The 26,760-nt window shown below is 49.9% G+C and carries 20 protein-coding genes and 5 pseudogenes; 4 read left to right on the forward strand and 21 right to left on the reverse strand.

The window, feature by feature from the left end; translation table 11 throughout:
* Nucleotides 1–309: 309 nt before the first annotated feature.
* The 10 genes from ACIFQN_RS12935 to ACIFQN_RS12980 form a co-directional block, all read right to left on the reverse strand.
* Nucleotides 310–927, reverse strand: coding sequence for an isochorismatase family protein (locus tag ACIFQN_RS12935; protein WP_429833447.1), 618 nt, complete (start codon nt 925–927; stop codon nt 310–312).
* A gap of 644 nt (nt 928–1,571) precedes the next feature.
* Nucleotides 1,572–1,961, reverse strand: a complete 390-nt coding sequence (locus tag ACIFQN_RS12940) for a cysteine dioxygenase (protein ID WP_429833573.1) — start codon at nt 1,959–1,961, stop codon at nt 1,572–1,574.
* A complete protein-coding gene (locus ACIFQN_RS12945; protein ID WP_429833579.1) occupies nt 1,930–2,091 on the reverse strand; it encodes a hypothetical protein in 162 nt (53 codons plus the stop codon). The genes ACIFQN_RS12940 and ACIFQN_RS12945 overlap by 32 nt, the downstream gene beginning before the upstream one ends.
* Entirely contained in the window at nt 2,073–2,228 is a 156-nt protein-coding gene (locus tag ACIFQN_RS12950) for a hypothetical protein (protein WP_429833448.1), read from the reverse strand. Before ACIFQN_RS12950 ends, ACIFQN_RS12945 begins: the two co-directional genes overlap by 19 nt.
* 194 nt (nt 2,229–2,422) lie before the next feature.
* Nucleotides 2,423–3,424, reverse strand: a complete 1,002-nt coding sequence (locus ACIFQN_RS12955; RefSeq protein WP_429833449.1) for a zinc-binding dehydrogenase — start codon at nt 3,422–3,424, stop codon at nt 2,423–2,425.
* A gap of 237 nt (nt 3,425–3,661) precedes the next feature.
* A complete protein-coding gene (locus ACIFQN_RS12960) occupies nt 3,662–5,905 on the reverse strand; it encodes an FAD-dependent oxidoreductase (protein WP_429833450.1) in 2,244 nt (747 codons plus the stop codon).
* 122 nt (nt 5,906–6,027) lie between these two features.
* On the reverse strand, nt 6,028–6,891 hold the full coding sequence (locus tag ACIFQN_RS12965; protein WP_429833451.1) for a helix-turn-helix domain-containing protein: 864 nt from the start codon (nt 6,889–6,891) through the stop codon (nt 6,028–6,030).
* A 182-nt stretch (nt 6,892–7,073) separates the two neighbouring features.
* Nucleotides 7,074–7,814 (reverse strand): amino acid ABC transporter ATP-binding protein, encoded by a 741-nt coding sequence (locus ACIFQN_RS12970; RefSeq protein ID WP_429833574.1) that lies wholly within the window; start codon nt 7,812–7,814, stop codon nt 7,074–7,076.
* A gap of 42 nt (nt 7,815–7,856) precedes the next feature.
* Nucleotides 7,857–8,528, reverse strand: coding sequence for an amino acid ABC transporter permease (locus ACIFQN_RS12975; RefSeq protein WP_429833452.1), 672 nt, complete (start codon nt 8,526–8,528; stop codon nt 7,857–7,859).
* Between the two features lie 16 nt (nt 8,529–8,544).
* Nucleotides 8,545–9,369 carry a transporter substrate-binding domain-containing protein gene (locus ACIFQN_RS12980; RefSeq protein WP_429833453.1) on the reverse strand — a complete coding sequence of 275 codons (825 nt, stop codon included), beginning with the start codon at nt 9,367–9,369 and terminating at the stop codon, nt 8,545–8,547.
* 278 nt (nt 9,370–9,647) lie between these two features.
* Here ACIFQN_RS12980 and ACIFQN_RS12985 point away from each other — a divergent pair, with 278 nt between their 5' ends.
* Nucleotides 9,648–11,006 (forward strand): amidase, encoded by a 1,359-nt coding sequence (locus tag ACIFQN_RS12985; RefSeq protein WP_429833454.1) that lies wholly within the window; start codon nt 9,648–9,650, stop codon nt 11,004–11,006.
* A 292-nt stretch (nt 11,007–11,298) separates the two neighbouring features.
* Here the strand turns inward: ACIFQN_RS12985 and ACIFQN_RS12990 are convergent, their stop codons facing one another.
* Entirely contained in the window at nt 11,299–11,736 is a 438-nt protein-coding gene (locus tag ACIFQN_RS12990) for a pyridoxamine 5'-phosphate oxidase family protein (protein ID WP_429833455.1), read from the reverse strand.
* 155 nt (nt 11,737–11,891) lie between these two features.
* On the opposite strand from ACIFQN_RS12990, the gene ACIFQN_RS12995 reads away from it, so the two are divergent.
* A complete protein-coding gene (locus ACIFQN_RS12995) occupies nt 11,892–12,134 on the forward strand; it encodes an FAD-dependent monooxygenase (protein ID WP_429833456.1) in 243 nt (80 codons plus the stop codon).
* A gap of 95 nt (nt 12,135–12,229) precedes the next feature.
* Nucleotides 12,230–12,828: pseudogene (locus tag ACIFQN_RS13000) on the forward strand (FAD-dependent monooxygenase).
* Nucleotides 12,829–12,939: 111 nt separating this feature from the next.
* Here ACIFQN_RS13000 and ACIFQN_RS13005 read toward each other — a convergent pair.
* From ACIFQN_RS13005 to ACIFQN_RS13040, 8 genes and pseudogenes are all read right to left on the reverse strand, one after another.
* The gene (locus ACIFQN_RS13005) at nt 12,940–13,878 is read right to left on the reverse strand and encodes an amidohydrolase family protein (protein WP_429833457.1); all 939 of its coding nucleotides are present in this window, start codon (nt 13,876–13,878) and stop codon (nt 12,940–12,942) included.
* Between the two features lie 43 nt (nt 13,879–13,921).
* Nucleotides 13,922–14,116: pseudogene (locus ACIFQN_RS13010) on the reverse strand (4-oxalocrotonate tautomerase); the annotation flags it as partial.
* Nucleotides 14,117–14,143: 27 nt separating this feature from the next.
* A complete protein-coding gene (locus tag ACIFQN_RS13015; protein WP_429833458.1) occupies nt 14,144–14,926 on the reverse strand; it encodes a 2-keto-4-pentenoate hydratase in 783 nt (260 codons plus the stop codon).
* Nucleotides 14,927–14,936: 10 nt separating this feature from the next.
* Nucleotides 14,937–15,963, reverse strand: a pseudogene (dmpG, locus tag ACIFQN_RS13020) (4-hydroxy-2-oxovalerate aldolase).
* A 97-nt stretch (nt 15,964–16,060) separates the two neighbouring features.
* Nucleotides 16,061–16,401, reverse strand: a pseudogene (locus ACIFQN_RS13025) (acetaldehyde dehydrogenase (acetylating)); the annotation flags it as partial.
* Complete coding sequence (locus ACIFQN_RS13030; RefSeq protein WP_429833459.1) at nt 16,385–17,194, reverse strand: 2-keto-4-pentenoate hydratase; 810 nt, start codon at nt 17,192–17,194, stop codon at nt 16,385–16,387. The pseudogene ACIFQN_RS13025 and the gene ACIFQN_RS13030, both read right to left, overlap by 17 nt.
* A 45-nt stretch (nt 17,195–17,239) precedes the next feature.
* Nucleotides 17,240–18,557, reverse strand: a pseudogene (locus ACIFQN_RS13035) (aldehyde dehydrogenase); the annotation flags it as partial.
* A 34-nt stretch (nt 18,558–18,591) separates the two neighbouring features.
* The gene (locus ACIFQN_RS13040) at nt 18,592–19,395 is read right to left on the reverse strand and encodes an extradiol ring-cleavage dioxygenase (protein ID WP_429833460.1); all 804 of its coding nucleotides are present in this window, start codon (nt 19,393–19,395) and stop codon (nt 18,592–18,594) included.
* A 469-nt stretch (nt 19,396–19,864) separates the two neighbouring features.
* On the opposite strand from ACIFQN_RS13040, the gene ACIFQN_RS13045 reads away from it, so the two are divergent.
* Entirely contained in the window at nt 19,865–20,650 is a 786-nt protein-coding gene (locus tag ACIFQN_RS13045) for an IclR family transcriptional regulator (RefSeq protein ID WP_429833461.1), read from the forward strand.
* Between the two features lie 720 nt (nt 20,651–21,370).
* On the opposite strand, the gene ACIFQN_RS13050 is transcribed toward ACIFQN_RS13045, so the two are convergent.
* Together ACIFQN_RS13050 and metH are read right to left on the reverse strand one after the other, a co-directional pair.
* Nucleotides 21,371–23,239 (reverse strand): bifunctional homocysteine S-methyltransferase/methylenetetrahydrofolate reductase, encoded by a 1,869-nt coding sequence (locus tag ACIFQN_RS13050; protein ID WP_429833462.1) that lies wholly within the window; start codon nt 23,237–23,239, stop codon nt 21,371–21,373.
* A 73-nt stretch (nt 23,240–23,312) separates the two neighbouring features.
* The gene (gene metH, locus ACIFQN_RS13055) at nt 23,313–26,759 is read right to left on the reverse strand and encodes a methionine synthase (RefSeq protein ID WP_429833463.1); all 3,447 of its coding nucleotides are present in this window, start codon (nt 26,757–26,759) and stop codon (nt 23,313–23,315) included.
* Between the last annotated feature and the right edge of the window lies 1 nt (nt 26,760).

The raw sequence follows: 26,760 nt of genomic DNA on the forward strand, positions 1-26,760 counted from the left end.
TTGCCGAGTACAACCACAATAGGTACCAGAAAAAATGAAACGACCGCTCCCCTGTAGAGTACAGGAAAGCAGTCGCGGCATAGAGCCTTTTATCGTTGTCTACTTGACGGGGTATGACCACTGGGGAATCTCATCTCTTTTCCGGATTTCATTTTATGTCCACCTCGTTGATAGCTGCTCCACGATGGATGCGGAAAGGCGTTCGGAGAACGGACGCGGCCGGCTCGCTCCTCCGGTTCCGGATTTCGTCCTTAAATTCCACCCGCACTAGTTGCGGTCTTTTGCCAGTAAGTTGTTCTCCATTGACGTTCAACTCCTTTCGATTTCTTGCAGCAGCTCTTCCGTATTCATCACCCGGCCAAATACTTTATCGATGATGGTCAACGTTGCCTGATGGGACATCTCATCGAACCCGCCGTTCGCGTCACTGACAAACACAACTTTGAAATCGCGCATAAACGCGCTTCGGGCGCTCGTCTCGCAGCATACATTGGTAACGGTCCCGGTAATGATCACCGTATCGGCCACGCCCAGCCCCCGAATGTTTCGGATAATCGTTTCCAATTGTGTGTTATGAAAGGCATCATACCGATGCTTTTGGATAACCGTTTCATTTGCGAGCGGTTTCAAACCATCGACCACTTCAACGCCGGCCGTCCCTTGACGCATCCCCGCATTTTCCAGCCTGGGATTATAAGCTACTTCCAAAGGTGAAACTTCGAAATGATTGTAAAGTACATGCGTCGTAAAAATGACGGGGATACCGTGTTTGCGGCTCGCCTCCAACAACTTCTTCATGTTGGGAAGATATTGCCGCGCCATCGGTACTTCCATAATAGCCCCCTCGTTTACAAAATCATTTTGCATGTCGACGACCAGCAGCACCGCCTTGTTCTTGTCAAAATCCCATGGAATACGTTTTCCCATCTTTCTCCTCCTTATATTTGGTTCAACTGTAGTAAGTGTTACAACTTACAAAGTAGCAATTGTCATGCCAATCGGATTAAGGCAAAATGAAGCGGTTATGAGGACGGAGACGAATAAATAACTGTTCGAATTTTGATACAATTCTATTTTGATGCCACACAAGACTTGTTATTTTTGTTATAATAATCAAAAAATTCATCTTTCTAATCTAATACATTGTTTTAAAATTGAACTCATTTCAACCATTGCGGAAGCTGGTAAACGTTGGTAAATTTCCGGTTTGGATGTAGTCAATAAGTCTTGCAAATTGCTGCACTTGTGTGTCTCAATCAATAGAGATTCGCTGAATGCCTTTGTGGTGTTTCACAACGAGTGTGGAAGAGGCCACGAACCATTTCGCCGTGGGAGTAGACTTCATCATCACTCGTTTTTTCTTTGTTGAAAGAATAGATATACATACGAAGGTGGGGTATCCACTGAAGGAGCAATAGCGTTCGCCTTTGTCTGCAGCTGTTAAGCGGCTTCCAATCCAAATTTCCTGCAGACAACAGCGACCGGAAGTGGTTACCCCACCCCTCCGTAACATCTATGACCTCAATTGACCACTTTCTCAACAAGCTCAAGCTGCGGTGCGGCAGCCTGATTCAAGAAACAAAACCAACCCGGTGTACACGAGCGAAATAAACACCCGGTTCTTCCGAAGGTTCGAATATAAGATACTGCCGCAGTTGTTTTCCATAAACGTGGATGGTGATCGCGTTTTGATTGCCAATAGTTTCCATAATATAGCAATCTGCCGGAGGCAGGAGCTGTTCCGTACACTGCTCGTTTACGAGCAAAGTGCCGTTTTCACGGAGTCTGGCTACTTCCCCGGAGTGATGATCGACTCTCATAAAGTTGGTTACCTTTATTTGCTCTAACGCCACGCCTTCGACTCCCCAAGTATTATCATGGTCATGAAGGGGAGTTCGCTGACCGGGCTTCCAAACCAAGGCAATGATTTCAAATCGTCCTTGGGGATCGCTGTATAGCAAATGGCGGGCATATCCTTCGTCGTTCGGCGTACGTGACGCGTTCCGAGTCGCTTTCCGCCCGGTCAACGAGCGCAGTCATTTCCCGAATAAAGTCTTCCAGATCGTATTCCTTCATTTGTTGTACTTCCATATTGGCCGTTCTTCCCTCCATTGCCTACCGGACACTTCAGTTTTATCCCTTTCGCTTAAAACCGATCCATAATCCAGTTGCAGGCGATGCCCCTGCATTTTCGGAAAAATGGACTTCGGTTTTTGCAACGCTGACATTGAAAACCTCCTATAATCGCGAAGATATTTTAAAAAAGGCATCCTTCGCGATTGTGAAGGTTATCCTGAAAAGTCAAGTGATTTTTCGGATGATTATGATAATTTTAAAGTGGCGAATTATTACCAGTTAATTACTTGAACTGCATAGGTCATGTGAACAATAATCAACTTGAAAAATAAGGTTATTCTTTTTATTAAATCAAATTCCAATCAAATTCTACGAAAAGTTCGCGAATTTCCCTATTGGCAAGCGCTCGGTATACTTCAGAGCTTTTTTCTGGCGATACTTTTCTTATTAGACCTTCCAATTGGAACTTTCCTTCCATGAGCCAGCGAAGTGCTGTCTTGTAATTGCCAAATACGCTATGGGGTTGAAGTTCTCCTGCATGAAGGGGGATTTCCCACTCCCAGCCACTTCGTAGTTTGACATAGCGACGGAAGATGACATCCAGTAAAGCCTGTGCTTGTACATCACCATATCGCCTCCACGGCAGGCCGATCATGACAACTTCCCCTCCCCGACACACTAACTTTACTCCGTCCAAGACGCCCTGCTCACGTCCTGAGCACTCCAACACCAACTCATAACGTCCTTCAAGCTTGTCATATTCTGCGCTGGAATTGACTGTTGGAACAGGAAGTGAATCAATGATTTCTGCAACGCCGCTCCCTTTTAACAGTTCACGTCTTTCTGGATCGGGGTCGTAACCGGTCACTATGTAACCATTCAAAGCAAATAACTTAGCAGTTAAATGGCCAACCGGTCCGAGCCCTAGTACGAGAACACGGTCACCTGGCCGAGCACTAGTCGTAATCAGCGTCGTCCAACTGACGCCAATCAATCGGGCAATAACCGCCTCATATGGAGATAGTCCGGACGGAAGCGGTAACGTATTCTCTACTTTAACCTTCTGTTTACGAATATGCCGCCCCATGAAGTAAAGCAAATCGCCAGTTTTGATTTGGTTAACACCTGGTCCAATCTCCGTCACTTTCATGATCGCTGAGTAACCCGAGAACTGAGGATATGGAGGACTTCCAAAATAAAACCGCTCCAACTCGGTACCCGGACTAATTAGAGATACAATAAGTTCCCCAATCACCTCACCTTCTCCCGGCTTCCCCGGATCTTCCCACTCGATTAACTCCGCCTTTTGGTGGTCGGTAATTGCCACAGCTTGATTATTGATTTTCATTTGTATCCCTCCTGATTAATAGTTAAGCCTCTCGAAATTCATAATTCCGCATCGGCTCTGGCCTGACGGCCAGGGTCTTTTATTATTTCACCTCCAAAAGCGAGGTGCGAACAAATATTCCTATTAGCATTTTCGAAACATTCCTAAAGTCGGCGGGAAGGCATATTGATTGCCTATCTCTTAGAGAATTGGGTGATTGCTGTGAAACTTGTTTCTCACCTGCTTAATTCCGAGCCTCTATATAGTCTCATAACATCGAATTTCATGGACGACAACTGACTCAGCTCCGTTTGTTGCTTCGAACACGACGCTCAATCGATCCGTAACGATCAATTGAGGTAATACGTGACGAACATGGCGACAAAAGTTGCCTTCTACACGGAGAATTGTTTGCCAACCGTCGGGTGACCAAGCTTCGATTCGATAATCGCTCGGACATTCGGGCTCCCGGAAAAACGCTGGGTACTGATTGAAATCCTGAAGCAAATGACCAGGAAAAGTCATTACCACGCTGCCAACAGAAACTGGCTTCTCCCAGTAAAGTTCCAACCGCTGTGGTAAAGAGCAACTTGGATTTGAACGCCACATGTTGACCGAGCGATAGGGACGAGCGGCTCCTCGGATTGTCGAAAAGGCCGGAAAGATCGGTTGGGGTGGGTCGACTTTGAAACTATAGGAGAGTCCGTCGTCCCGGCTGCGGAACTTTCCTTCCCGCATCTCGTAAGCAGATGGCTGTCCAGGTGCTAGCACCTTTGCTGGATGCCAGCGCACTCCTTGATCTTCTGACGATAAATCAAGACGAACATATCTACCCTCGTTCAAAACCGGTTCCTGCAAATGAACCTTCCATTCAATCCATCCCGTAAATAAGGGAGGGACAATCAGTTTTTCACGGCAAACAGGCTGACGTTCGTCATTCGCCCGATAATCCCAAATGTGCTCGACGGGCAGTAGAGCGGCCTCGACTGTCTGATCGTACTCAGTTATGTTTGATAGATAGACGGACACACTCTTTAATTCACCGCGAACAGCGATCCATTGCGCTTTAGTGGAGAGAAGTGAGTTCTCTGCGCCAACGTTTTCATCTGGCATCCCAGACCCGAATGACAACGCTTCGCTGTCGGCTTTCACAATGGCATTTCTAGCTATATCTCCTGGATCCATGTTCTCGACATTTGGTAAAAAGCAACCCTCTCTAAGCAATGTCTGTTGCACCTGTTCCATAGCTCGTTCAGGAATTTCAGCAACAGACAGACCTTCTTGCCATGCTACTGCAGCCGCCGTTCCAGCAGCTTGACCCATCAGAGCTGTTGTGGCCATGACCCTCAAAGTTCCTAACGCCGCATGAGTAGCACTGACATTGCGTCCGGCCATCATCAGGTTGTCCCTATCTTTAGCGATTAGGATTCGTAACGGAATCCCATACGGTCCACAAATGTCTGCTGCGCTAGGAGGATTACTAGTTGGACCAAGCAACCCACCAGCAATATGAAGGTCAATATACCAACCGCCAAAGGCAACCTCATCATTAAAGACTGTTCGGTCCACCGGATCATGTTCCGTCATTAGGTAGTGACCCATGATTCGGCGACTCTCTCGTTTTCCCGGAACCTGACCTATCCAATCTAATGCATAATGAGACGCCATTTCTCGCGTGTTGGGATCTTTATTTTTAATCCAATCCCAGATCCCAAAGACATGACGTGTCAGCTCATGGCGTATTTGTTCAGCGTCGTGGATCGTATCCCACGGAACACTGAGCTCAATCCACCAATATCCTGCTCTAATATCTTCCAGATTGCGGTCATGATCATAGAAAAAAGAAGGATCGTCATAGACTACGGCCCATTCGGGAGGTTGAAACGGCACTGGCTTGCCCATGTCCTTCGCCCGAAAATGAATCGTGGTTCCCATCGTTTCTCCGCTCGCCACGTCCGGTGCATGAGGCTCCCCGAATTCCACACGGCTCTCTGTTCCCATCCGCCATTCGTTGCCCGCAAGCGCTGCCACGATACCATCCCCAGTGCAATCGATAAATATTCCCCCTGTGAATGTAATATTCGTCTCAGCATTTGCTACACGCCCAACTACCGAAGAGATCGTTCGTTCAGACGACATAACCACTTCAACCACCGTTGTGTTTAAATAAAGATCCAAATTGGCTGTCTGTGTAACCATGTCGTATAGTCTCATGTCCCACAAGCTGTTCGTCCAACCATTGTTGTAGAATTGTTCGTGATTATATGCTCGATCCAGCTCCATAAGTTCGGAGATAATGCCCGTTTCCCGAGCATAGGCGTGAAATCGAGCCGCGCCGTGAGGCGTCACCCTCACCTCAGAGGAGCTATTGCCTCCAAGTACGGGACGGTCATGGATCAACGCCGTTCTCGCACCGTGTCTAGCGGCTGCAACTGCAGCACAAAGGCCAGCCAGTCCACCTCCGCACACGATGACATCATATTGACTTTGCAAATGTTTCAATATTACACCTTCCTTCTATATTCATTTTGGTGACTTGTATCAACCCCGATAACGAAAACCGCGTGGCAGAAGCTGAATGCAAGGCAACCTTCATTACAAGAACCTCCTTAGAATTCTAGAGCTTAAGGCGAGCGCTTGCGAAAGGATTGAGGGGATAAGCCCATCTGTTTTTTGAACTGCTTGCAAAAATAAGCACTGCTATTGAACCCGGTTTGTCTACCGACTTCTGTAATCGACTTGTCAGTTGTCGCTAATAAAAAACATGCTTCGCGGATTCGCCTCGCTAGTACATATTGACTTAACGTGCATCCTGTTTCCTCTCGGAACAAATGAGATGCATGAAAAGTAGATATATGTAAACTTCGAGCTAGACTTTCCAGCGAGAATCCCTTCTGATAATGAACCTCAATCCATTCCATCATCTGTTCAATATGACGTTTCTCCCGATGAATGGAGGTGTCCCTGCCCGTGTCGTCATTTCTTTGCACCACTTTGCGAAGCAGGCGAAACCAATCGATTAAAAACAATCCAAACTCTTCCTGCTGAGCAAATACCGAAGCTCCATTCAGTCTCTCTTGCAATTCAAGTCCGATTCGCTCGAACTCCTTCTGCTCTTGGATATTAAGTCTAAAAACTTGCCAATCAAGTTGTCCTTTCCATATTCGACGAAAGAAAGCAAGTAAGGCAGGAAACGTCGAAAAATAACGTTCGAATACTTGAGGTTCGAACACGATAGGCATTCGGACATAATGCGATTTCATTTTATAATGATGAAGCTGGAAAGGTTGAACTAAAACAAGTGTACCTGGTACGATTGTATACATCTTCTCGTTCAAGATGACTTGCCCCTCACCTTCCCTTACGTATACCATCTCGATCCCTTGATGAGCGTTTATCATTTCCCAGTTGTGCTCTCGGGTCTCATATCTATTAAAAAACAAAAAGTAATTCTCGAACTGAGGCATTGTATTTAGAGAACGACTCATAAGTGATTCCCACTCATCAGCTCAAGAAACTAATGCTTGCATTTGGATCAATCTCCGAATGTCTCCACGCACGGGTGTTGCCACCAACACCATGAAGCATGGTACCAAGCTTTAAATATTTCTTCATTTGGAATACACTTCCTCGTCTAATAAAATGGATGCTACATCACGATGAAAGCAACTTAATCAAAACGAGCTAGGAATCGACGGACTCTATCGTTAGGGCTATCTTCAAAAATATGCAACGGTGAGCCACTGTCAATTACGACACCATTGTCAAGAAATAAAACTTGATCCGCAACCTCGCGTGCAAATTTCATCTCGTGAGTAGAGATGATCAAAGTTATGCCTTCTCGCGTAAGTTCTTTCATAACCTCGAGCACCTCACCGACCAGTTCGGGATCAAGCGCAGAGGTAGGTTCGTCAAACAATAGCACTGTCGGTTCCATAGCCAATGCTCTTGCGATGCCAACCCGCTGTTGCTGTCCACCGGACATCTGATTTGGGTATCGGCTCGCTAAAGAAAATAGCCCGACCTTATCCAGCAATCGCTCTGCACGACTTTTTGCTTCAGAATTCCTCATCTTCTTGACCACGACCAGTCCTTCCATCACGTTTTCCAGCGCTGTTCGATGAGGAAACAATTGATGGCTTTGAAACACCATTCCAGTTTGCCTTCGGTATGCAATCCGTTCTTTTTCTGAGTACTTCTCCCCTTTTCCAAACTTCAAGCGATGGCCGTTCAATTCCATTTCTCCAACATCAGGAGTTTCAAGAAGATTTAGGCAATTTAAAAGTGTTGACTTCCCGGAACCAGATGGACCGATCAGAATGGTTGTAGTGCCCCTACCGATTTCTAGCGAAATATCTTGAAGTACAGCTTTTCCGTCGAACGATTTGCAAAGCCCACTTACGTAAAGAATAGTCGCTCCTCCTTTAAATCTGATGACAATCGCGTGAATCTCTCAAATACTGTAATGTCCAAATCGTCTCTCCATTCGATGTTGAATAAATGTCAGAATTGAGCAAATAGCGAGATAATAGAAGCCTGCCACAATAAAAAGCAGCAACGGTTCATATGTTGTGGCGGCGATCTGCTTCGCAACACCGAATAGATCCTGCAATGTGACTAGCGCGGCCAGAGACGACGTCTTAACCAAACTGATAAACTGATTGCCCAATGGCGGTATACTGATTCGCACTGCCTGGGGCAACACGATTCTCCTAAACGTTTGCGAACGCGTCATCCCAAGCGCATACCCTGCTCTCCATTGCGATTGGGCTACCGAATCAATCGCAGTTCGAACGATCTCTGAAGAGTAGGCGCCTTCTGCTATAGTAAAGGAAATGGCCACTGTCAGAAACGCCGGTAACACAATCCCGATACTCGGAAGACCGTAGAAGATTAAGTATAAATGTAAAAGCACTGGCGTTCCCCGAATAATCCAAACGTAAAATTGGGAGGGATAACGTAACCATTTATTATGAGAACGAGCAGACATTGCCACGACAAACGCCAATGGAATGGATAATAAAAATGAAACAATTGACAACGGAATCGTATAATTGAGCGTCCCCTCAAGCAATGGCCACAGCGAACTTAAAACTATATCCCCTAACCATTCAGCGCGATCCATTATGATAAACAACTCCTCATTGGGTCAAATCTTGTCCAAACCATTTTTCCGTTAGCCTCGCATAAGTACCGTCTTTTTTTATTTCCCGAAGGGCTTGGTTAATCGCTGCTATGACTGTACCATCATTTCCTTTTACAAACGGAAGAGCAATCTCTTCTTTCTCCTTGAGCTGGTCAACCGCTTTAATTTTAAGATCTGGTCGACTTTTTTTCAGATTCAGGTAATAAAGATTATTAAAGATAAGCGCATCGACCCGTTTGGTATTTAGCAACTCAACAAATTCTCCTTCCGGTACTAGCTCTGCCCCTTTTGATTTTGCTAACTTTCCGTAAGTGCTACTATTGGATCCATATACCTTTTTTCCTTTTAAATCATCGAAGCTTTTAATATCCGCCGTTTCATCCAGGACTATCAGTGTAGTGTACGATGTAAGATATGGATCGGAGAAATCATATTTTTCCTGTCTATCCTGGACAGTGACCTGATGAATGGAGTCAAACCGCCCCCCGCCAAGACCTGCCAGCATTCCTTCCCATTCGGTCTCCATATAACTTACCTTAAGTCCGATTTTCCCAATTACTTCATTAAGCAGCTCGACATCAAACCCCGTCAGTTCCCGGTTACCCTTATCCGTATGATATGCAAATGGAGGGTACGCTCCAGTCGTACCTATGACGAATTGCCCTTTTTCTTTCAACTTTTCCAAATCCGTTTTTTCTTGCGAGTCTTCCACCGACAACCTGGAAGATGGGGATGCTTTTTGTTCTTTCGCAACGTTACCGCAGGCTATTACGATCAGCACCATAATCACAGAAACAATCAACAGAGCAATTTTCCTCATCGTTCCAATCTCCCTTCTCATTCTCAGCGTTATACTTTTTTGCGATCCAGTTTATCGTTTTTTGTACAAACACTCCCTCCTGAAACCGTTTTCAACAGATGAAAGTCGTCCGTTAGGCTCGTATTAAGCATCTGTTTGAGCAATAATATTTCAGGTTTTCCTAATTTGTAAAGTCGGAACTCTACATATCGCAAAATCGTTATATGAATGCACAATCCATTTCAATAACAATGATTTAAAGTAATATTAGGGAAGATTATCTCAAGGAGATGGTAAAGATGGATGGGCCTATCAATAGTTCGATTCTCAAGACAGCCGACTCTCTTCGACGTCGGATTTATTCGCCTGTAGAACTTGTACAAGCATACCTGAATCGCATTGAAACATATGAACCTGTACTAAATACCTTTAGGATCGTGTTGATCGAACAAGCACTCGAGGCAGCGCGTCAGGTTGAACGAGAATGGCATCAAGGCTTTGATCGCGGTCCATTACACGGAATTCCCGTGACATTGAAAGACAATATCGCTCTTACAGGCGTACCCATGACCAACGGATCTGCCTTCACCTCATTCATACCAACAAAATCCGCTCCTGTCGTAAAGGCACTTACCGAAGCCGGATCCGTCATCGTTGGTAAAACCCACATGTCGGAATTCGCTTATGGCGATTTTCATCCGGTTTTGCCCGCTGTGCGCAACCCGTGGCATCCAGGTTATCTTCCTGGCGGGTCCAGTTCGGGTGCTGCCGCAGGTATAGCAGCAGGCTTTGCACTAGGAGCTCTCGGTACTGATACAGCTGGTTCGGTTCGGGTTCCTGCCTGCTTTTGTGGTACAGTTGGTTTCAAACCGACATTTGGACGTTTATCCTTACGTGGTATCACCCCTCTTGCACCGTCACTAGACCACGTTGGAATACTGGCCGGTTCATGTACAGATACGGAAATCTTATTCCAAGTGCTTACCAACGAAGTTCACTACCGTCCCGAACCCAGACCAATTCGGAAGTTACGATTCGGTATTCTTGAGTCTTGCTTCGAAGCACCAACTGATCCCGAAACTGCCAAAGCCGTCTGGGAAACACTAGAGATCCTGCGGCGCGAAGGTGCAGAACTCATATCGCTTCGGCCATTGGATCTTCCCATCGCCCTTGTCAAGCAAACTACCTGGACTATACTACTTGCGGAGGCCTACCGAATTCATAAACTGAAGCTGAAGAATGATGCCGGCTTTTACGGTCGCTCCCTGATATCTAGCCTGGAAAAAGGGCAGGAGATCCTCCCTGAGGAATATGCATGTGCATTGGCTTGGAGGGAACAGGCCAAAAATGTGGTTTCTCGACTTTGGGATTTGGTCGACGCGATCGTTATCCCAACCTGCCCTTGGGCCGCGCGTCCTTTGGGATCTTCGTCCCCGGACGGCAAGACGGTCAATGGCGAATTTACCCCGTTCGACAATCTGTGGGGTCTTCCAGCCCTATCGGTACCGGTCGGATATACCCGTGAAGGCTTGCCAATCGGAATGCAGATCACCTGCCAGGCGGGAGCGGATGAACTCGTACTGGCGATTGGAAAATATATTGAAGGAGCACTGAATGGGACACTGAGGAAACCTAGCGAAGCTTTATGGACGCTTTAATGAAATCTCTGTAAAGAATTTTGCATTATGAGGCTAGGCAGCTTAATCTGGCTAGCCTCATTTTCATTGACAATAGCTATATATTAGATCAGCTAAGACAATTTACTCATCCTGAATGGTATTATTCACCTTTTAGTACTGATGACTTTACCCGTGTTCTGCGCACGATCTGGCCGGCCTATGCCACCTGTCCGGGCCTCCACCGAAAAGTGGGCTCGTCAGGATCTATCCGAGAGAACACTGATCGACCGTGACCGTATCAAGGCCAGAGCCTACGATGCTTCCACTGTCCTTAACTCCAATAATATTGAATCCGGGTATGCTTCCTATGAGTATCCCCTTGCCAGATTTCCGCCTCCTTTACATTCAGTGCATACAGCCTCCAATTGAGGGTTGTTATATCTTGATTGCGGCTGATCCTCTCCCTCTGCTCAGCAAGTGAATACTCCAGTTCTTCCTCCCTTACAAGCTCCTGACTCTGATTTCCCGTTAGCGCTACGGCTCGATCTTCCGCCGACCTTTGCCGGAAATCGGCAGCCCCGGCCTCATCGCCCATATCCTCGACCGTCCCCCGCAAACGGATCTGCCTACCCAGAATAGGCCAGTAGAATGTTAGAGCCGCTTTCGGGTTATGTTTCAGCTGCTGACTCTTCCGGCTCTCGAAGCCGGAACCGAAGTAAAATGTATCGTCGACACTAAACAGCCTTCGTCCGACGGAAGTTCGAACCAAGGCTGCTTCATGATTTTACTTTATTGTGCTGTCTAGTTGACGGGGTGCATTCCAAATTGCATGTTGAGGGCTGGTTCGGCTCTCACGCAAAATCCTAGAAACTTCATGTTAAACTCAATGACTAGTCTCCTTCAGGAGCGGGGCCAGCCGGACTCATGCTCTCCCACTTGCTGCATCTTGAGGGAATCGAATCGATCGTCATTGAAAATCGCAGCCGCAAAGAAATCGAGGAGACGATCAGAGCCGGCGTACTTGAGAAGGGTACGGTTGACTTCATGAAGGCGACGGGCGTCGGCGAGCGTTTGATGCGGGAAGGGCATTCCCATAAAGGCGTCGAGCTCCTCTTCAATGGCGAGCGTCACCGGATCAATATGCATGATCTGACCGGCGGTAAATAAGTCACGGTCTATGCCCAGCATGAAGTCATCAAAGACCTGATTGCAGCCGATTGTAGGCTGGCGGTGAAATCCATTTCAACGTAGGCGACGTTAGCTTGCACGAGCTCGATTTCGACTCCCCGACGATCCGTTTTCACAAGAACAAAGACGGCGAGCTGCAGGAGATCACCTGTGACTTCATCGCAGGCTGCGATGGCTTCCACGGTCCGTCACGGCCAGCCATTCCCCACATGTGCGCACAGAATACCAGAAAGTGTATCCGTTTGGCAGGCTCGGCATTCTCACGCAAGCACCGCCGTCATCCCCGGAGCTGATTTACGCCAACAGCGACCAGGGGGTTCGCCCTGATCAGCACCCGTTCACCCGAGATACAGCGGTTTTATCTCCAGGTCTATCCCAAGGACGACATCGCTAACTGGTCAGATGACCGCATCTGGTCTGAGCTGCATGCAAGAACAGCCAGCAAGAATGGCTGGAAGCTGATCGAAGGCCCGATCATTCAAAAGGCATCGTCGCCATGCGCAGCTTCGTCTGCGTTCCGATGGGGTACGGCCGGTTATTCCTTGCAGGTGATGCCGCCCACATCGTTCCACCGACCAGGGCCAACGGACTCAATCTGGCTGTCGCCGACGTGCAAGTGCTCGCTCGCGGTCTGCAAGCCTTTTACCAATCAGGCGACCAGGCAATGCTCTAGCGCTATACCGCCACCAGCCTTGCCGAGAATTACGTCGGGCTGCCGTCGGAGTGGTAGAGTGGCAAAAAAGCATATGCCGTCAGGGAAGCAGCTTCTGACGGCATAAAATATTCACTTGGCCATCAGTGTCTGAAAGCCGCTCGTCCCTGTCAAGTAAGACGGCCATTCACATAAATCAAACGGATAATCCGTCCCCGGCACGACCCGGTCCGCTCCTACCAGATTGATCAGATAATCCATTCCCTCCGGATTCCACAGGACAGTGTCATACCAGAAGCGCTTGAGGTACTCGCTCGGCTGCGCCTGCAAGCTGGCATTGACTGCCTTCCATTTCTCATAGCCTTTGTCCAGTCGGCCGATCTGGTACGGGAGAAATCCTCCGCCATGCGCCAGCAGGATTTTCACATCAGGGTACGTATCTAGTAAACCGCTGAGCAAAAGATCAGTCACACAGACGGTCGTTTCCCACGGAACACCGATCAGGTTAGCCATCATGCGCTGCTTTAACCGCGGATCTTCGCTTAACAACGGGTGCAGGAACACAATCGCTTTTTGCCGGTTCGCTTCCTCCCAGAACGGCGTGAATTGCTCTTCTGTGAGCAAGTGCTGTGACCAAGAGGAACCGATGATGGCTCCTCTGAGTCCCAAGCCCATGGCGTCGCGCAAATCCTTTGCCGCCTGCACGGGATCCTGCATGGTCACAGTCGCCAGCGCGGAAATGCGCGGCGATTCCGCTTTGACCCAGGCCGCAAGCGACTGATTGTACACGGTGACCAGCTCCTGTGTGATTTCGACAGGAAATTCGTAGAGAAACAGCTGTGGAATCGGGGAAACGAGCGAATGTACGACGCCTGCCCTCGCTTGCTCCTGCAGATAGATCGCCGGGTTGACAAACGCTTCCTTCAGTTCGAATTCCCACTTCCCGTTGACGCTCAGAAATTCGGCCTTTGCCGGATCGCGCTTGACCCAGTTGGCATTTACCTGCTCCTGGTTGCGCTTCAGCCAATCGATTACGTCCGGTGGGACAATGTGTGTATGGACATCGTACATTTCTTTCCCTCCATGCTGTGTTCTTGTTCTCTTCCGCAGTTCGTCAGTTGCCCTTTTCCGACATCGGAACGCCGCCTACCGCCCAATGGGTTTTCGGGATTTCCGTCACGAGTACGCGAACCCGGTCTTTCGGCGTTTCCAGTTCGGTCGCCACCGCTTCCGTTACACTGGCGATCATGGAACTGATTTTTTCCTTGGATCGTCCTTCGAGGATTTGAATGTTGATGATTGGAATGGTCGTTCCTCTCCTTTTGCTTCTGAGTGACTATTCTTTCATGCGGAACTCTACGGTACCGAGACCATCGAGCTTGGCACTGACGAAGGCGTTTGCTTTCAACATAACCGCGCCCGTGATGCCGCCGGTCAAAATCGTCTGCCCTGCTTTCAGCTTCAGCCCTTTGCGAGCCAGCATGTTCGCCAGCATCGCCACAGAGTTGGCGGGATGGCCGAGAACGGCTGCGCCTGCGCCCAGATCCTTGATTTCTCCATTGATCGAAAGCGTCACGCCGACCAGGGCAAGGTCCATGTCAGTCGGGCGCTTCATCGTGCTGCCAAAGACGACGCGGGAAGAAGACGCGTTGTCGGCAATGACATCCGGCAAAGTAAAGCGGAATTTCTCATAGCGGCTATCGATGATTTCCAGTGCCGGAATAACGTATTCCGTCGCAGCCAGCACCTGTGCACCCGTCACCCCCGGTCCTTCAATATCGCGGCCGAGGATAAAGGCAATCTCCGCCTCTACTTTCGGGTGGATCAAATCGCTCATCGACAGCTCGCCGCCGGTTACGACCATATAGTCCAGGATGTAGCCGTAGATTGGCTCTTCCACATTCATCTGCTTCATTTTTGCCTGACTGGTCAGACCCATTTTCGGTCCGACTACCTGGTGGCCTTCCTCCAGTTTGATCCCAATCAGTTGTTCCTGGACGACGTATGCATCTTCGACCAACATATCCGGGTATTTTTCCGTAATGCGCGTCACTTCGCGCTTTTCCACTTCGGCTGAAATCAAGAAGTTGGCAATTGATGTCGCAGTAGCTCTATCCATAACGATCCCCCTAGTTGACAGCTGCCTGGCTTTTGCGCCGTGCTTGTACAGCTGCAATATCAACGATCATGTCTTCCTGTCCGCCTACTACCATGCGCTGTCCCAGCTCCATCAAAATGTCGCGGGAATCGAACTGGAATCGCTTCGCCGCGCACTGCGCATGAGGAGGAAGCTCGAGTAGACGTCCGCGTAGTCGAGGGCGTGGTTGTCACGCATAATTTCTTGCGGTGTTGTCAGAATCGGCGCGATGATCTCTTCGCCACGTCCATGATTTTGTACAGATCAATGCCTGTGCGAATGCCCAGCTTTTCAAGTAAGGCGACGAGCACTTCCGTCTGGGTATTGCCCGTACCGGCACCCAGGCAGCGAATGCTGCCGTCGATCCGCTTGGCTCCCGCTTCGATCGCGGCCATCGTATTTGCCATCGCCAGCGACAGGTTGTTGTGCCCGTGGAAGCCGACATTGACGGACAGGCTCTGACGCAGTGCACGCACCCGCTCACGTACCTGATCCGGCAGCAAAGCGCCTGCCGAATCGACGATGTACACCGTATCCGCGCCGTAGCTTTCCATCAGCTTTGCCTGCTCCACGAGCTTCTCGACTGGAGCCATGTGGGCCATCATCAAAAACCCTACGGTTTCCAGTCCGAGTTCCTTGGCGGTTTGCAAGTGGTGGGCGGAGACGTCCGCTTCCGTGACATGCGTCGCTACCCGGGCCATTTTTGCTCCGAGACTGGCCGCTTGTTTCAATTCCTTTACCGTTCCGATCACCGGAAGGATCAAGACCGCTATTTTCGAATCGCCCGCTACGGATACGGCGGCTTCGATCAATTCCATCTCATTCGTCCGCGACAATCCGTATTGCAGTGAAGAACCGCCCAATCCGTCGCCATGAGAAACTTCGATATAAGGAACATTCGCTTCACCTAATGCCTTGGCAATAATTACAACCTGATCGACCGTATACTGATGGGCTATGGCATGACTTCCATCCCGCAATGCTACCTCTGTAATGAACAAATCGCGTTCTTTGCTCATAAGCCTGTATCCCTCCACTTTCTTGAACTCTACACGGTCGTTTTGGACAGCTTGATCTTGGCAATTTCCTCGGAAACCTTTACGGCGGCAGCCGTCATGTGTCACGCATCATGATCAGCGGCTCCGCCGGGTTCAGGATGATGATCGCCTTTCCTTTTTTCGCGCCGCCGATCAGTTCCAGACCGCGTGCAGTCGTCTGCGTAAATTCGTCAATATTCGCACGCGTACCGGGCCCTGCGCTCTTGCCCAAGATCGTCGCTACGATCTCAGCGTACACGACCGGCGCTACTCTGTTCACCGCATGGACGATCGGAATCGTCGCCTGCCCGCCGCACGTGATCAGGTTCACGTTGGGCGCATCCGCATGTCGTCAAGGTTCACCGTCGGCACGACGAACGATCCGACCCCAGCAGGTGTGAGGTCAATCGCCGTAATGCCTTTTCGCCTCAGTAAATCTCACGCTTACTTCGCCCAGATGAGCCAGCCGAGCCTGGAAGTGATCCCCAGGAGCAGCGTTGGCTGCTGCGGACAGTGCACCCGACAGAACCACTTCCCCGGCTTTGAGGACGATACCGAATTCAAACAGTTTGTTCGCCAGCCAAGCAACGCAGGTGGCCGGGTTGCCCAATGCCGCCGCGCCGACGCCCGTATTGACGATTTCGCCGTTTTTGTACAGCACCATGCCGATTTGGGCGAGGTCTATCTTGTCGACGGACACCGGCTTGCCGCCCAGTACATAGAGGCCAGAGGAAGCATTGTCGGCAATCGTGTCAGGCAGGGTGATTTTCCAATCCGCGATGCGGCTGTCGACAATCTCCAGTGCAGGCAGCACGTAATCCGTGGCCTGCAGCACATCAAGCTCCGTGACCCGCGGACCGATCAAGTCGCGCTTCAGAACAAAGGCGATTTCCCCCTCAACGCGCGGCTGCAGCACTTTGTGAAACGGGATCTCGCCGCCGTTTTCCTCGACCATGTCATCCAGCAGATGACCGTAGTCCGGCTGGTCTACGCCAAGCAGCTTCTGCATCGCCTGGGAGGTCAGGCCGATTTTTTTCCCGACTACCCGATAGCCTTGCTCGAGCTTGCGCTGAATCGTGACGAGCTGGATTTGGTACGCTTCCGCTGGCGTAATTTCCGGATACAGGGACGTGATCGGGGCTACTCCTTTGCCCTGCACCATTGCTTTCGCCAAATGGTCAGCGTATTGAACAGATAAATCTGATTCGCTCATCGTCCATTCCCCTTCCTACAGCTTGATGCAGACGTTGGTCAGCTCGATGATCCCCGCTTCGATTTGCCCGGCAACGCGGTGAGCCCGACGCAAATTGTTCGTCCAGATCGTTGCGGAGAGACCGTAATGCGTATCGTTGGCCGCTTCGATGACTTCTTCTTCCGTGTCGAATGGAATCACGGTTACGACTGGTCCGAAGATTTCTTCCTTGACCACGCGGCAGTTGTTGTTCAAGCCGGTAATGATCGTCGGCTCCAGGTAATAACCTTTTTCCAAGCCTTCCGGGCGACGTCCGCCGAGGATGATTTCTCCGCCTTCTTCTTTGGCCAGCTCGATGTAGCTTGATACGCGGTAGAAGTGCTCTTCGCTGATCAAAGCGCCCACCTTGGTTTTTTCATGGAACGGATCGCCACCCACGAGTTCTTTTGCTTTCGCCACGAACTTGTCGAGGAACGCTTGGTAGGCGGAGCGCTCGACATAGATCCGCGAGCCGCATAAGCAAACTTCCCCTTGGTTGATAAAGCTCGATTTCAGCGTCGTTTCGATCACTTCATCGAGATCGGAATCGGCAAAGATGATGTTCGGATTTTTTCCGCCCAATTCGTAGGAAAGACGCTTGAGCGATTTGGCAGCCGTTTGCATAATGATTTTGCCGATCGTTGTTTCGCCGGTAAACGAAATTCCGTTTACATCCGGATGCTCAGCCAGGGCAGCGCCAGCAGAATCAGGCCCGAAACCGTGCACGAGGTTGATCACGCCGGCCGGAACGCCCGCATCGCGGCAAATTTCCGCCAGAACAGTCGCCGTCATCGGCGTCAGCTCGGCCGGTTTCATCACGACTGTATTTCCCGCTGCGAGTGCCGGAGCCAGCTTCCAGGTCAAGAGCAGCAGCGGCAGATTCCACGGATTGATCAGGCCGATTACGCCAAGTGGCCGGCGAATCGCGTAGTTCAGGGCGATGTCATCCGATTGCGAAGCTTCTGTACCGAGCGTGCGGATATAGTCGGCAAAGAACTGAAAGTTATACGCTGAACGAGGGATGTCGATGCTTTTGGACAGCCAGAGCGGTTTGCCGGTATCGAGCGATTACCGCCAATTCCTCCAGTCGTTCCATGATCAGCTCGCTCACGCGGCGCAGGATGTTCACCCGCTCGGTCGCCGTCATTTTTTTCCACGGTCCTTTGAACGCTTCCTTCGCTGCCGCTACGGCAAGCTCGATCTCTTCTTTTCCGCCAAGCGCTACGGTTCCCAGCACTTCTTCTGTTGCCGGATTGATGTTTTCAAACACCGAACCGTTGACAGACGATACAAACTCGCCATTGATAATGTGCAGACAATCGATTGGTTTTACATTTGGTTGCATGATGGTTTCCTGCTACAATGTTTAGTTAGTGGATTTATTTGGGGCGAAAGGTAAAGACAGCGTTTCCGCTTCCGGATGACTGGGCGTATCCCAAATACGTCGCCTTGAACTGATCACCGAGTACGCCGAGTAGTGAGGCCAGATGACGGCCGCCCGATTCCACACCGGCGATACGCGCATACTGGGTAAGCATTTGCCGGGCCAGGCCGTACTCTCCCGAAACGATATAGTCGATGAATTGGTTGTCCATCGCCTGTTCAGACAGCGTCGGCATATTGTGGCGACCGCGCACAAGGTTGTGCGAGAGTGCGCCACTGCTGACAAACACAGCGCGTTTATCGCTCTCCTGCAGCACCTTGGCGATTTGCTGTCCCCAGAGATAGCTTTCCTCGAGGCTGGACGCCCAGCAAACAGAGAGGTCGATAATCTGGATGTTTGCCTGCGGAACAAGATAGCGTAGCGGCACAAGCGTTCCATAGTCCCACATGTAAGTCGGCTCGTTGAAGGCGATCGCCGGTACACCGGCATTTTTTCCTGCCTGAACCAACTGGTTGGCCAGCTCTGCGTCACCCGGGTAATTGTAGGCGACATCGGCGATCAGGTCCGGGCATTCCACTGCGGTCAACAACCCTTTGTGCACGGGAGCCGAATTCACGTAATGGTGAAATGTCGCAGGAAAATGGCAGGACATCAGGACAATGACGTCTGGCTGAAGCTGGTCGATTTCTGCTTTCACCTGGTACAGTGCCTTCACCAAAGGCTGCTGGAAATCAGGAACGTCCGTTTCATGGCATATCGAGGGGACATGCGCCGCTAATACTCCAAGACTCAGTGACATATGACACCTTCCTTACTATTCGGAAATTTGTGTATGTTGTACCCATAATATAAATGGATCATTTGCCGAAAGAAACAACGCTGTTCCTCTATGAAGAACAGCGTGAGATTTTTTTCATTTTTTTTTTGCATTTTCGTACCCATCTCCCTTCGCCGTCTGGTCCACAACGGAAATGACCGTCTCGGGATAGTCATTGCTGAGCCCGGGCTCTTTTCTATATAATGAAGCCAAGTTTTATCCCGCCCGGCTCTTTACTCCGGCAGCGACCGTTACAGACCGGTTCTGTCAAAACCTCTGCTTTTATGCCAACATTTCAACAGCTTGGCCAGTAATGCCGTGTAGTCGCACTGACTTTCTGAATAGAAATGAAAAACATCAGGATTTAGCAAAATTTGGTTCCACTCGCTCCGGAAGTAGCTCTATGGATTTTTGCAAAATCCTCACTTAAAAACGAAAGGGACGTGACCCAATGACAGAAAGTACGGACAAACGTTCATTATCATCCGTGAGCAACGCCCTCCGCATCCTGCGATCCTATACGCTTGACCGGCCGAGCCAGGGGATTACAGAAATTGCCGCTTCGCTCGGTTTGGGTAAAAGCACAGTCCATCGTCTCGTGACGACCTTGACCAACGAAGGCTTTCTCGTGAAAGAAGCAGACACGCAGAAATATCGCCTGGGCTACTCGGTGCTCACCCTGAGCGGCGTGGTCACCTCCAATCTGGACATCTATACGGAAGCGTTGCCGATCGTTCGCAAGCTTGTCGACTCCGTAGGAGAAACCTCCCATATCGGCATCCAGGATGGGCACGATATCATCTACGTGATGAAAATCGAGTGCAACCACCAGGTGCGTTTCCTCACTCACGTGGGCAGACGTAACCCGCTTTACTGCACGAGCTCCGGGAAAGTCTTGCTCGCTTACAAGGATCGCGAGTTTCTTCAGGAAATTGAAAAATCGCTGGTCAAAAGGGCACCCAACACGATAACCGATCCCGTATTCCTTGAGCATAGCTTGCAAAAAATCAGAGCCGATGGCTACGCGACCAGCTTTGAAGAGCTGCTGGAGGGCGTCCATTCAATCGCTGCCCCGATCCGCGATTACACCGGTAACGTCATCGCCGCGCTAAACATCGTCGGCCCCAAACAGCGGATGGGACGGCAAAAGTTCCCCCTGCTCACCAAGAAAGTGGTTGAGGCAAGCCAAGAAATTTCCGCAAAATTGGGATATTACAGACCGCGACATTCATCCTGAGCCGCAAACACCGTCAATCGGGCTGTTGACCGGAATGTCCGCTCCAGCCGTGAATGACAAGCAGGCTAACACGAACACTATCTCAAAGTTGGACGAAAATACCAAGCCGATCCTCTTGTCAGCTTGGTTTTTTTACGATTTCTTTTCTGTTCTATAGAAGAACAATCAGCTTCTCAAGCACTGTTTTCCTCTCTATAATACGTTCAATGGCTGCTGTGCCCCCCAAATCTGGTGGAGACATTATTGGAAATTCTATTTGGAACGTAAGCACGGGAGTTATCCGGCGTAACCGCAATCAAAGGAGGTCCTGCCCCGCTTAAACTAATAATTTGAATCTCGGATTGAAAGAGGAATGAACCCCTGACTCCCCTGGTATCCTAAGCTCTGTTCCATGATTTGATTAGACATACGTTTCATTCCTTCCTCTCTTCGTCTTTCCAAATAAGGAAGGTTGATACGAGCCAACGCTAATAATAAAAACAGCCCTGATCCTTTTACAAGGTGGACTGTTTGACTGGTAACATTTTGATCATTTATACAAGTTTGGTGGTACCCCGTATTTTTCTACACGAAAAGGCTCTTGCAGCAGATCTATGGCTCTTTTATCAAACGTTATAAAGTGAGGTGTTTCAAAGTGCTGTTCGATAGCACTCGTATCCATCCACTTTTTTACCATCACAAATTCATTGCGGTATTCCGGTTTTATCGATCCAAATTGGGTTAACTCTGTACCACAGTCTTTACCAGCGAGCTTTGCTGACGAACATACTGGACCAGCTCTGCCGCCATGGCGTAATAATTGAATGGCGTAATCAGGTAGATTCCGTTGAAGTAGCGAACGGCCGTATCAAGCAATTCCTTGGCGATCGCAATCCCTTCTTTTCGCGCGTCCTCTCCCTGTACCTTTTTCATCCGCTCCAGCGCCTCTGCAGACAGCTTGATTCCAGGCACCTCATTATGGAGGAACTCCGCATTTCGCGAGCTGGTCAATGGCATAATCCCGATAAAGACTGGAATGCCGATATGTTTGGTAGACTCGTAGACCAGCTTGATGGATTCTGCATCATAAACAGGCTGCGTCATAATGTAGTCCGCTCCTGCCTCCACTTTCTTTTCCAACCGCGCAATGGCTGCTTCAATCTTCCTCACGTTCGGATTAAACGCAGCGCCAACAATGAACTGCGCCTTTTGTTTCAATGGACGACCTGAGAACGAGACGCCTTCGTTCAACTGCTTCACCATGCGGATCAGATCAAACGAAGTCACATCAAACACAGAGCTTGCCCCAGGCAAATCACCGAATCGGGAGGGGTCGCCGGTAATCACCAAAATTTGATCAATTCCCAGGGCATGCAGCCCCATCAGATGTGACTGTTGCCCGATCAGATTCCGGTCACGGCATGCGATGTGCAAAAGCGGATCAATGCCATGTCTGCCCTTCATCATCGCGCCGAGAGCCATATTGCTCATCCTCACAGTTGCCAGTGAGTTGTCAGCCAAGGTGATCGCGTCTGCTCCAGCCTTGTGCAGCTCGCAGCATCCGTGAAGAAAACTTTCAGCATCCAAATCCCGCGGAGGATCAAACTCGACAATGATCGTGGTTCCGGTTTTCACCCGCTCTACGATGCTCGGTTTATCATGAAGTCGGGAACTTTGAACGGAAATCGTAGGACTGTCTCCCGGTACAACTGTCGGATTGACACGCACGTGTGGTTCCAACGATTTCAGGGCAGTTGCCATTGCCTGCACGTGCTCAGGAGTCGTTCCGCAGCATCCGCCAAGCAGTCGAACCCCCTGCTCTCTCAGTCGAAGCGCGCTTTCCGCAAAATAGTCAGGCGATGACTTGAACGCGTACTCCCCATCTGTCATCCCCAAGCGTCCCGCGTTTGGAAAAGCGGACAAGATCGCATCTGTTGGAATTTGTACTTGCTCAAAGGATCGCAATATTTCGGCTGGGCCAAGTCGACAATTCAGACCAATGACGTCTGCCCCTGCTGCCTTTAGCTGTGAAAAAGCTTCCGTCAGCGAATATCCGTCGCGTGTCCGTCCTACTTCCAGCGTCGCGAGCTGGGCAATCAAAGGAACGTCTGTAAGCGGACGAATCACCTCAAGGGCAAGAAGCAATTCCTCCAAGTCAAGGAAGGTCTCCAGAATGACCCCGTCAACTCCCGCATGCAATAAGGCAATCGCCTGTTCCTCGTACTGATCCCGATATTCGTCCAGCACTTTTTTCCGTACCCGTCCTGCCAGGATCGAACCGATGCTGCCTGCTACATAGGCATCTTCCTGCGCTGCTTCCCGGGCAATGGCAACAGCTAGTCGATTGATCCGTGCTACCTTATGCTCCAGACCGTATCGCGCCAGAGCATCCCGATTCGCTGCAAATGTATTCGTTTCTAAAAAGCGTGCCCCAGCCTGGTAGTAGGAAGCATGAACATCATGGACCAATCGTGGATTGGAAAGGCACAGCTCTTCGAAACTGACCCCCACCGGGACACCCAGCCTATGAAGCTGGGTTGCCATCGCTCCGTCACCGATCAGCAGGTGGTCCTTTAGATACTCTTGTAAATTTTTCTTGCTTGTTGCCAACGAAATCACTTCTCTCCTTTATCAATTTTCATTTATAGAACCGTGCCGTTTTCCGGACTTTTTGAACATCCTTTTATATTTCGAATACCGACGGGCCAGCATTAAAATAACGAGCTTCTGGATGGGCAAATACCATCGCTGACACGGAAGCTTCCGGCTCCATCATGAAGCCCTCCGTCAAGTGAATACCGATGTTTTCAGGCTGCAAAAGGCGGAACAACTGTGCTTGATCCTCCAAGTTCGGGCAAGCCGGATATCCGAACGATACACGAATCCCTTGATAACGAGCACCGAAACGCTCCAGCATCGTCATTTCCGGCGGATCAGGAATCCCCCAGCCGTCACGCATAATGTGGTGAACACGTTCGGCAAAGGCTTCTGCCAGCTCAAGCGCCAACGCTTGGAGTACATGAGAGCGCAAGTAGTCTCCCCGCTCCTTCAGCTCGGTGGAAAGCTCCCGAATCCCTCCTCCTGCTGTTACCGTCAAGAATCCGACGTAATCCATCTCCCCGCTCTCTACAGGGCGCAAGAAGTCAGAGAGGCACAGGTGCGGCTCTTCCGGCTGACGCGGAAATGAGAAGCGCTCCAAGAGCTTGGTGTGGTCTTTGGGATCGTAGACTAGAATGTCGTTGCCGTCCGCTTGGGCTGGGAAAAACTGATACGCACCATGTGCAGTGATCGTGCCCTGCTGTTTGGCTTCGGTCAATAGCTCTTCAACCAAATCGTACAGCTGAACTACTTTTTCGTCGCCTGCCTCAATCAGTTTTTCGACATTCCCGCGAACCCCTAAATGTTTTCCCAAGAGCATCCGTAGATTCAGATAAGGCTGTAAATGGCTGATCGGGTATTGACGCAACACATGTCGATCGCAATCAGGCGGCAAATGAATCGGTGCTGTCCGGCTGATTGCAGAGCGCGCAGGGAGTGGCGCTTTTTTAGCTTCCACTATCGGTTGTACGGTGGCCGCGGCCTCCAACAAGTTTTGCTGCTCTTCTACAAGTCGATCACGTTCTAGAGGATTTTGCAGACGATTTACGAGATCAAGTCCGTCCATCGCATCTTTTGCATACAACACAATTCCTTTGTACTCAGGCGCAATCCGATTCGACGTGAATTTGCGAGTGAGGGCAGCGCCCCCTACCATCATCGGGACGTCAATTCCTGCTTCGCGCAAATCCTGCGCGGTAATGACCATCTGTTGCGCTGATTTAACGAGTAGACCTGACAAGCCGATGGCATCTGGTTTCTGTTCCCTGCATGCCGCAATCAACTGCTCAGGCGGCACCTTGATCCCGAGATTGACTACTTCATACCCGTTGTTTGCCAAGATGATTTCGACCAAGTTCTTGCCGATGTCATGCACGTCGCCTTTGACCGTAGCCAAGAGGATTTTTCCTTTTGCGGCTGCATCCGACTTTTCCATGAACGGCTCTAAAAAAGATACGGATGCTTTCATTACTTCTGCGCTTTGCAATACTTCAGCTACAATGAGCTGGTTTCCATTGAACAGGCGGCCTACCTCTTCCATCCCGGTCATCAGCGGACCATTGATGATCTCTAACGGCACGTATTTTTCCAAAGCCAGCTTCAGGTCTTCGATCAGTCCGTCCTTGGAGCCTTCGACTACATAGCGGGCCAATCTTTCCTCCAGGGTGAGGGAGGATACTTCTACACTGACATCCTTTTTCTTCTGCCGATAAAAATCGGTGAAAGCTGCCAAGGTCTCGTCGTTTGTCTCAAACAAAAGGGCTTCAGCCAGTTTTCTTTCGTTCTCAGGAATCGAGGCATAACGCTCCAGCTTCTCCGTGTTCACAATGGCGTAATCCAGACCCGCTACTGTCGTGTGGTACAAGAACACGGCGTTCAGCACTTCACGTCCTGCTGCCGGCAATCCAAAGGAAACGTTACTCACGCCAAGGATTGTCTTACATTCTGGCATCGCTTGTTTGATCAATCGAATACCCTCTACCGTCTCTTTTGCGGAACCAATATATTGCTCATCACCGGTTCCTACAGGGAAGACAAGCGGGTCAAAGATGATGTCTTGCGGCTTTACTCCGTATTGGTTGACCAGAATATCATAAGAGCGCTTGGCTACTTCCAGCTTCTTTTCGCGCGTGACTGCCATGCCCGCTTCCTCAATCGTTCCGACTACAACAGCGGCACCGAATTTATGAATCAACGGAGCGACCTCTTCAAATCGCTCTAGTCCATCCTCCAGGTTGATAGAGTTGAGAATCGCCTTTCCTTGGGAATAACGCAGTCCCAGCTCCATCACTTTGGCGTCTGTTGAGTCGATCATCAGTGGCGCCTTCACTTTTTTCGCGATAAATTGCAAGAATTTTTCCATATCTTCATATTCGTCGCGATCGGGGTCAGCCAAACAGATGTCGATGACGTGTGCGCCGCGCTTCACTTGGGCTCGGGCAATATCTGATGCTTCTTCGTAAAGCCCGTCTTTGATCAGATCCCGAAATTTTTTGGAACCGATTACGTTGGTACGTTCTCCTACCAAGAGAGGACGATTGTCGTCTTCAACATAAACAACCTCTATACCAGAGACGGCACTCACTGGTTCAGTGACGCTTGCCCGCGGCTTGCAGTCTTTCAGTTCTTCTGCCAGCGCCCTGATATGATCTGGAGTCGTCCCGCAGCATCCACCAGCTACGTTCAACCACCCTTGTTCTGCAAAAGCACGCATTTTGGCTGCAAGTCCCTGTGGTGTTTCGTGATAATGACCGTTCTCATCCGGCAATCCGGCATTGGGATAACAACTCACCCCGCACTGTGCCAGCCCGGATAACGTACGCAGGTGATCACGCATGAATTCTGGCCCTGTCGCACAGTTCAAACCAATGGAGACTGGCTTCAAGTGCTCCAGGGAAAAGTAGAACGCTTCGATGTTTTGGCCAGCAAGAGTGGTTCCCATCGGCTCGATTGTTCCAGACAGCATGACCGGAATCTCTTTTTCCAGCTCCGCAAACGCCTTGCGGATCCCGATGCCTCCAGCCTTGACGTTTAGCGTGTCTTGCGAGGTTTCCAGTAGAAGAACATCAGAACCACCGATGATGAGTCCTTTTGCCTGGCGGTAGTACGCCTCAACGAGTTCATCAAACGTAACGCCGCCTGTCAGTGAGAGCGTTTTGGTCGTTGGACCCATGGCGCCAGCCACATAGCGTGGCCACTCCTCTGTCGAATAGGCATCCACAGCTTCTCTTGCCAACCTGGCTGCCGCGATGTTAATTTCCAGGTCCTTGTCTGCTACATCATACTCGGCCAATACGACTGAAGCTGCACCAAACGTATTGGTTTCAACGATGTCAGCCCCTGCTTCCAAGTATTTTTCATGAATGGAACGGATCACATCGGGTCTGGTTAAATTCAACAGTTCATTACAACCGTCGTATTCCTCTCCGCCGAAATCATCTGCAGTCAGGTTTGCCTGCTGCAGCATGGTCCCCATCGCACCATCCAAAATCAGAATTTTTCGGGAAAGTTGTTCACGAAAAGTAGGTTTCATT

It is taken from the genome of Brevibacillus sp. NRS-1366, from assembly GCF_050467985.1.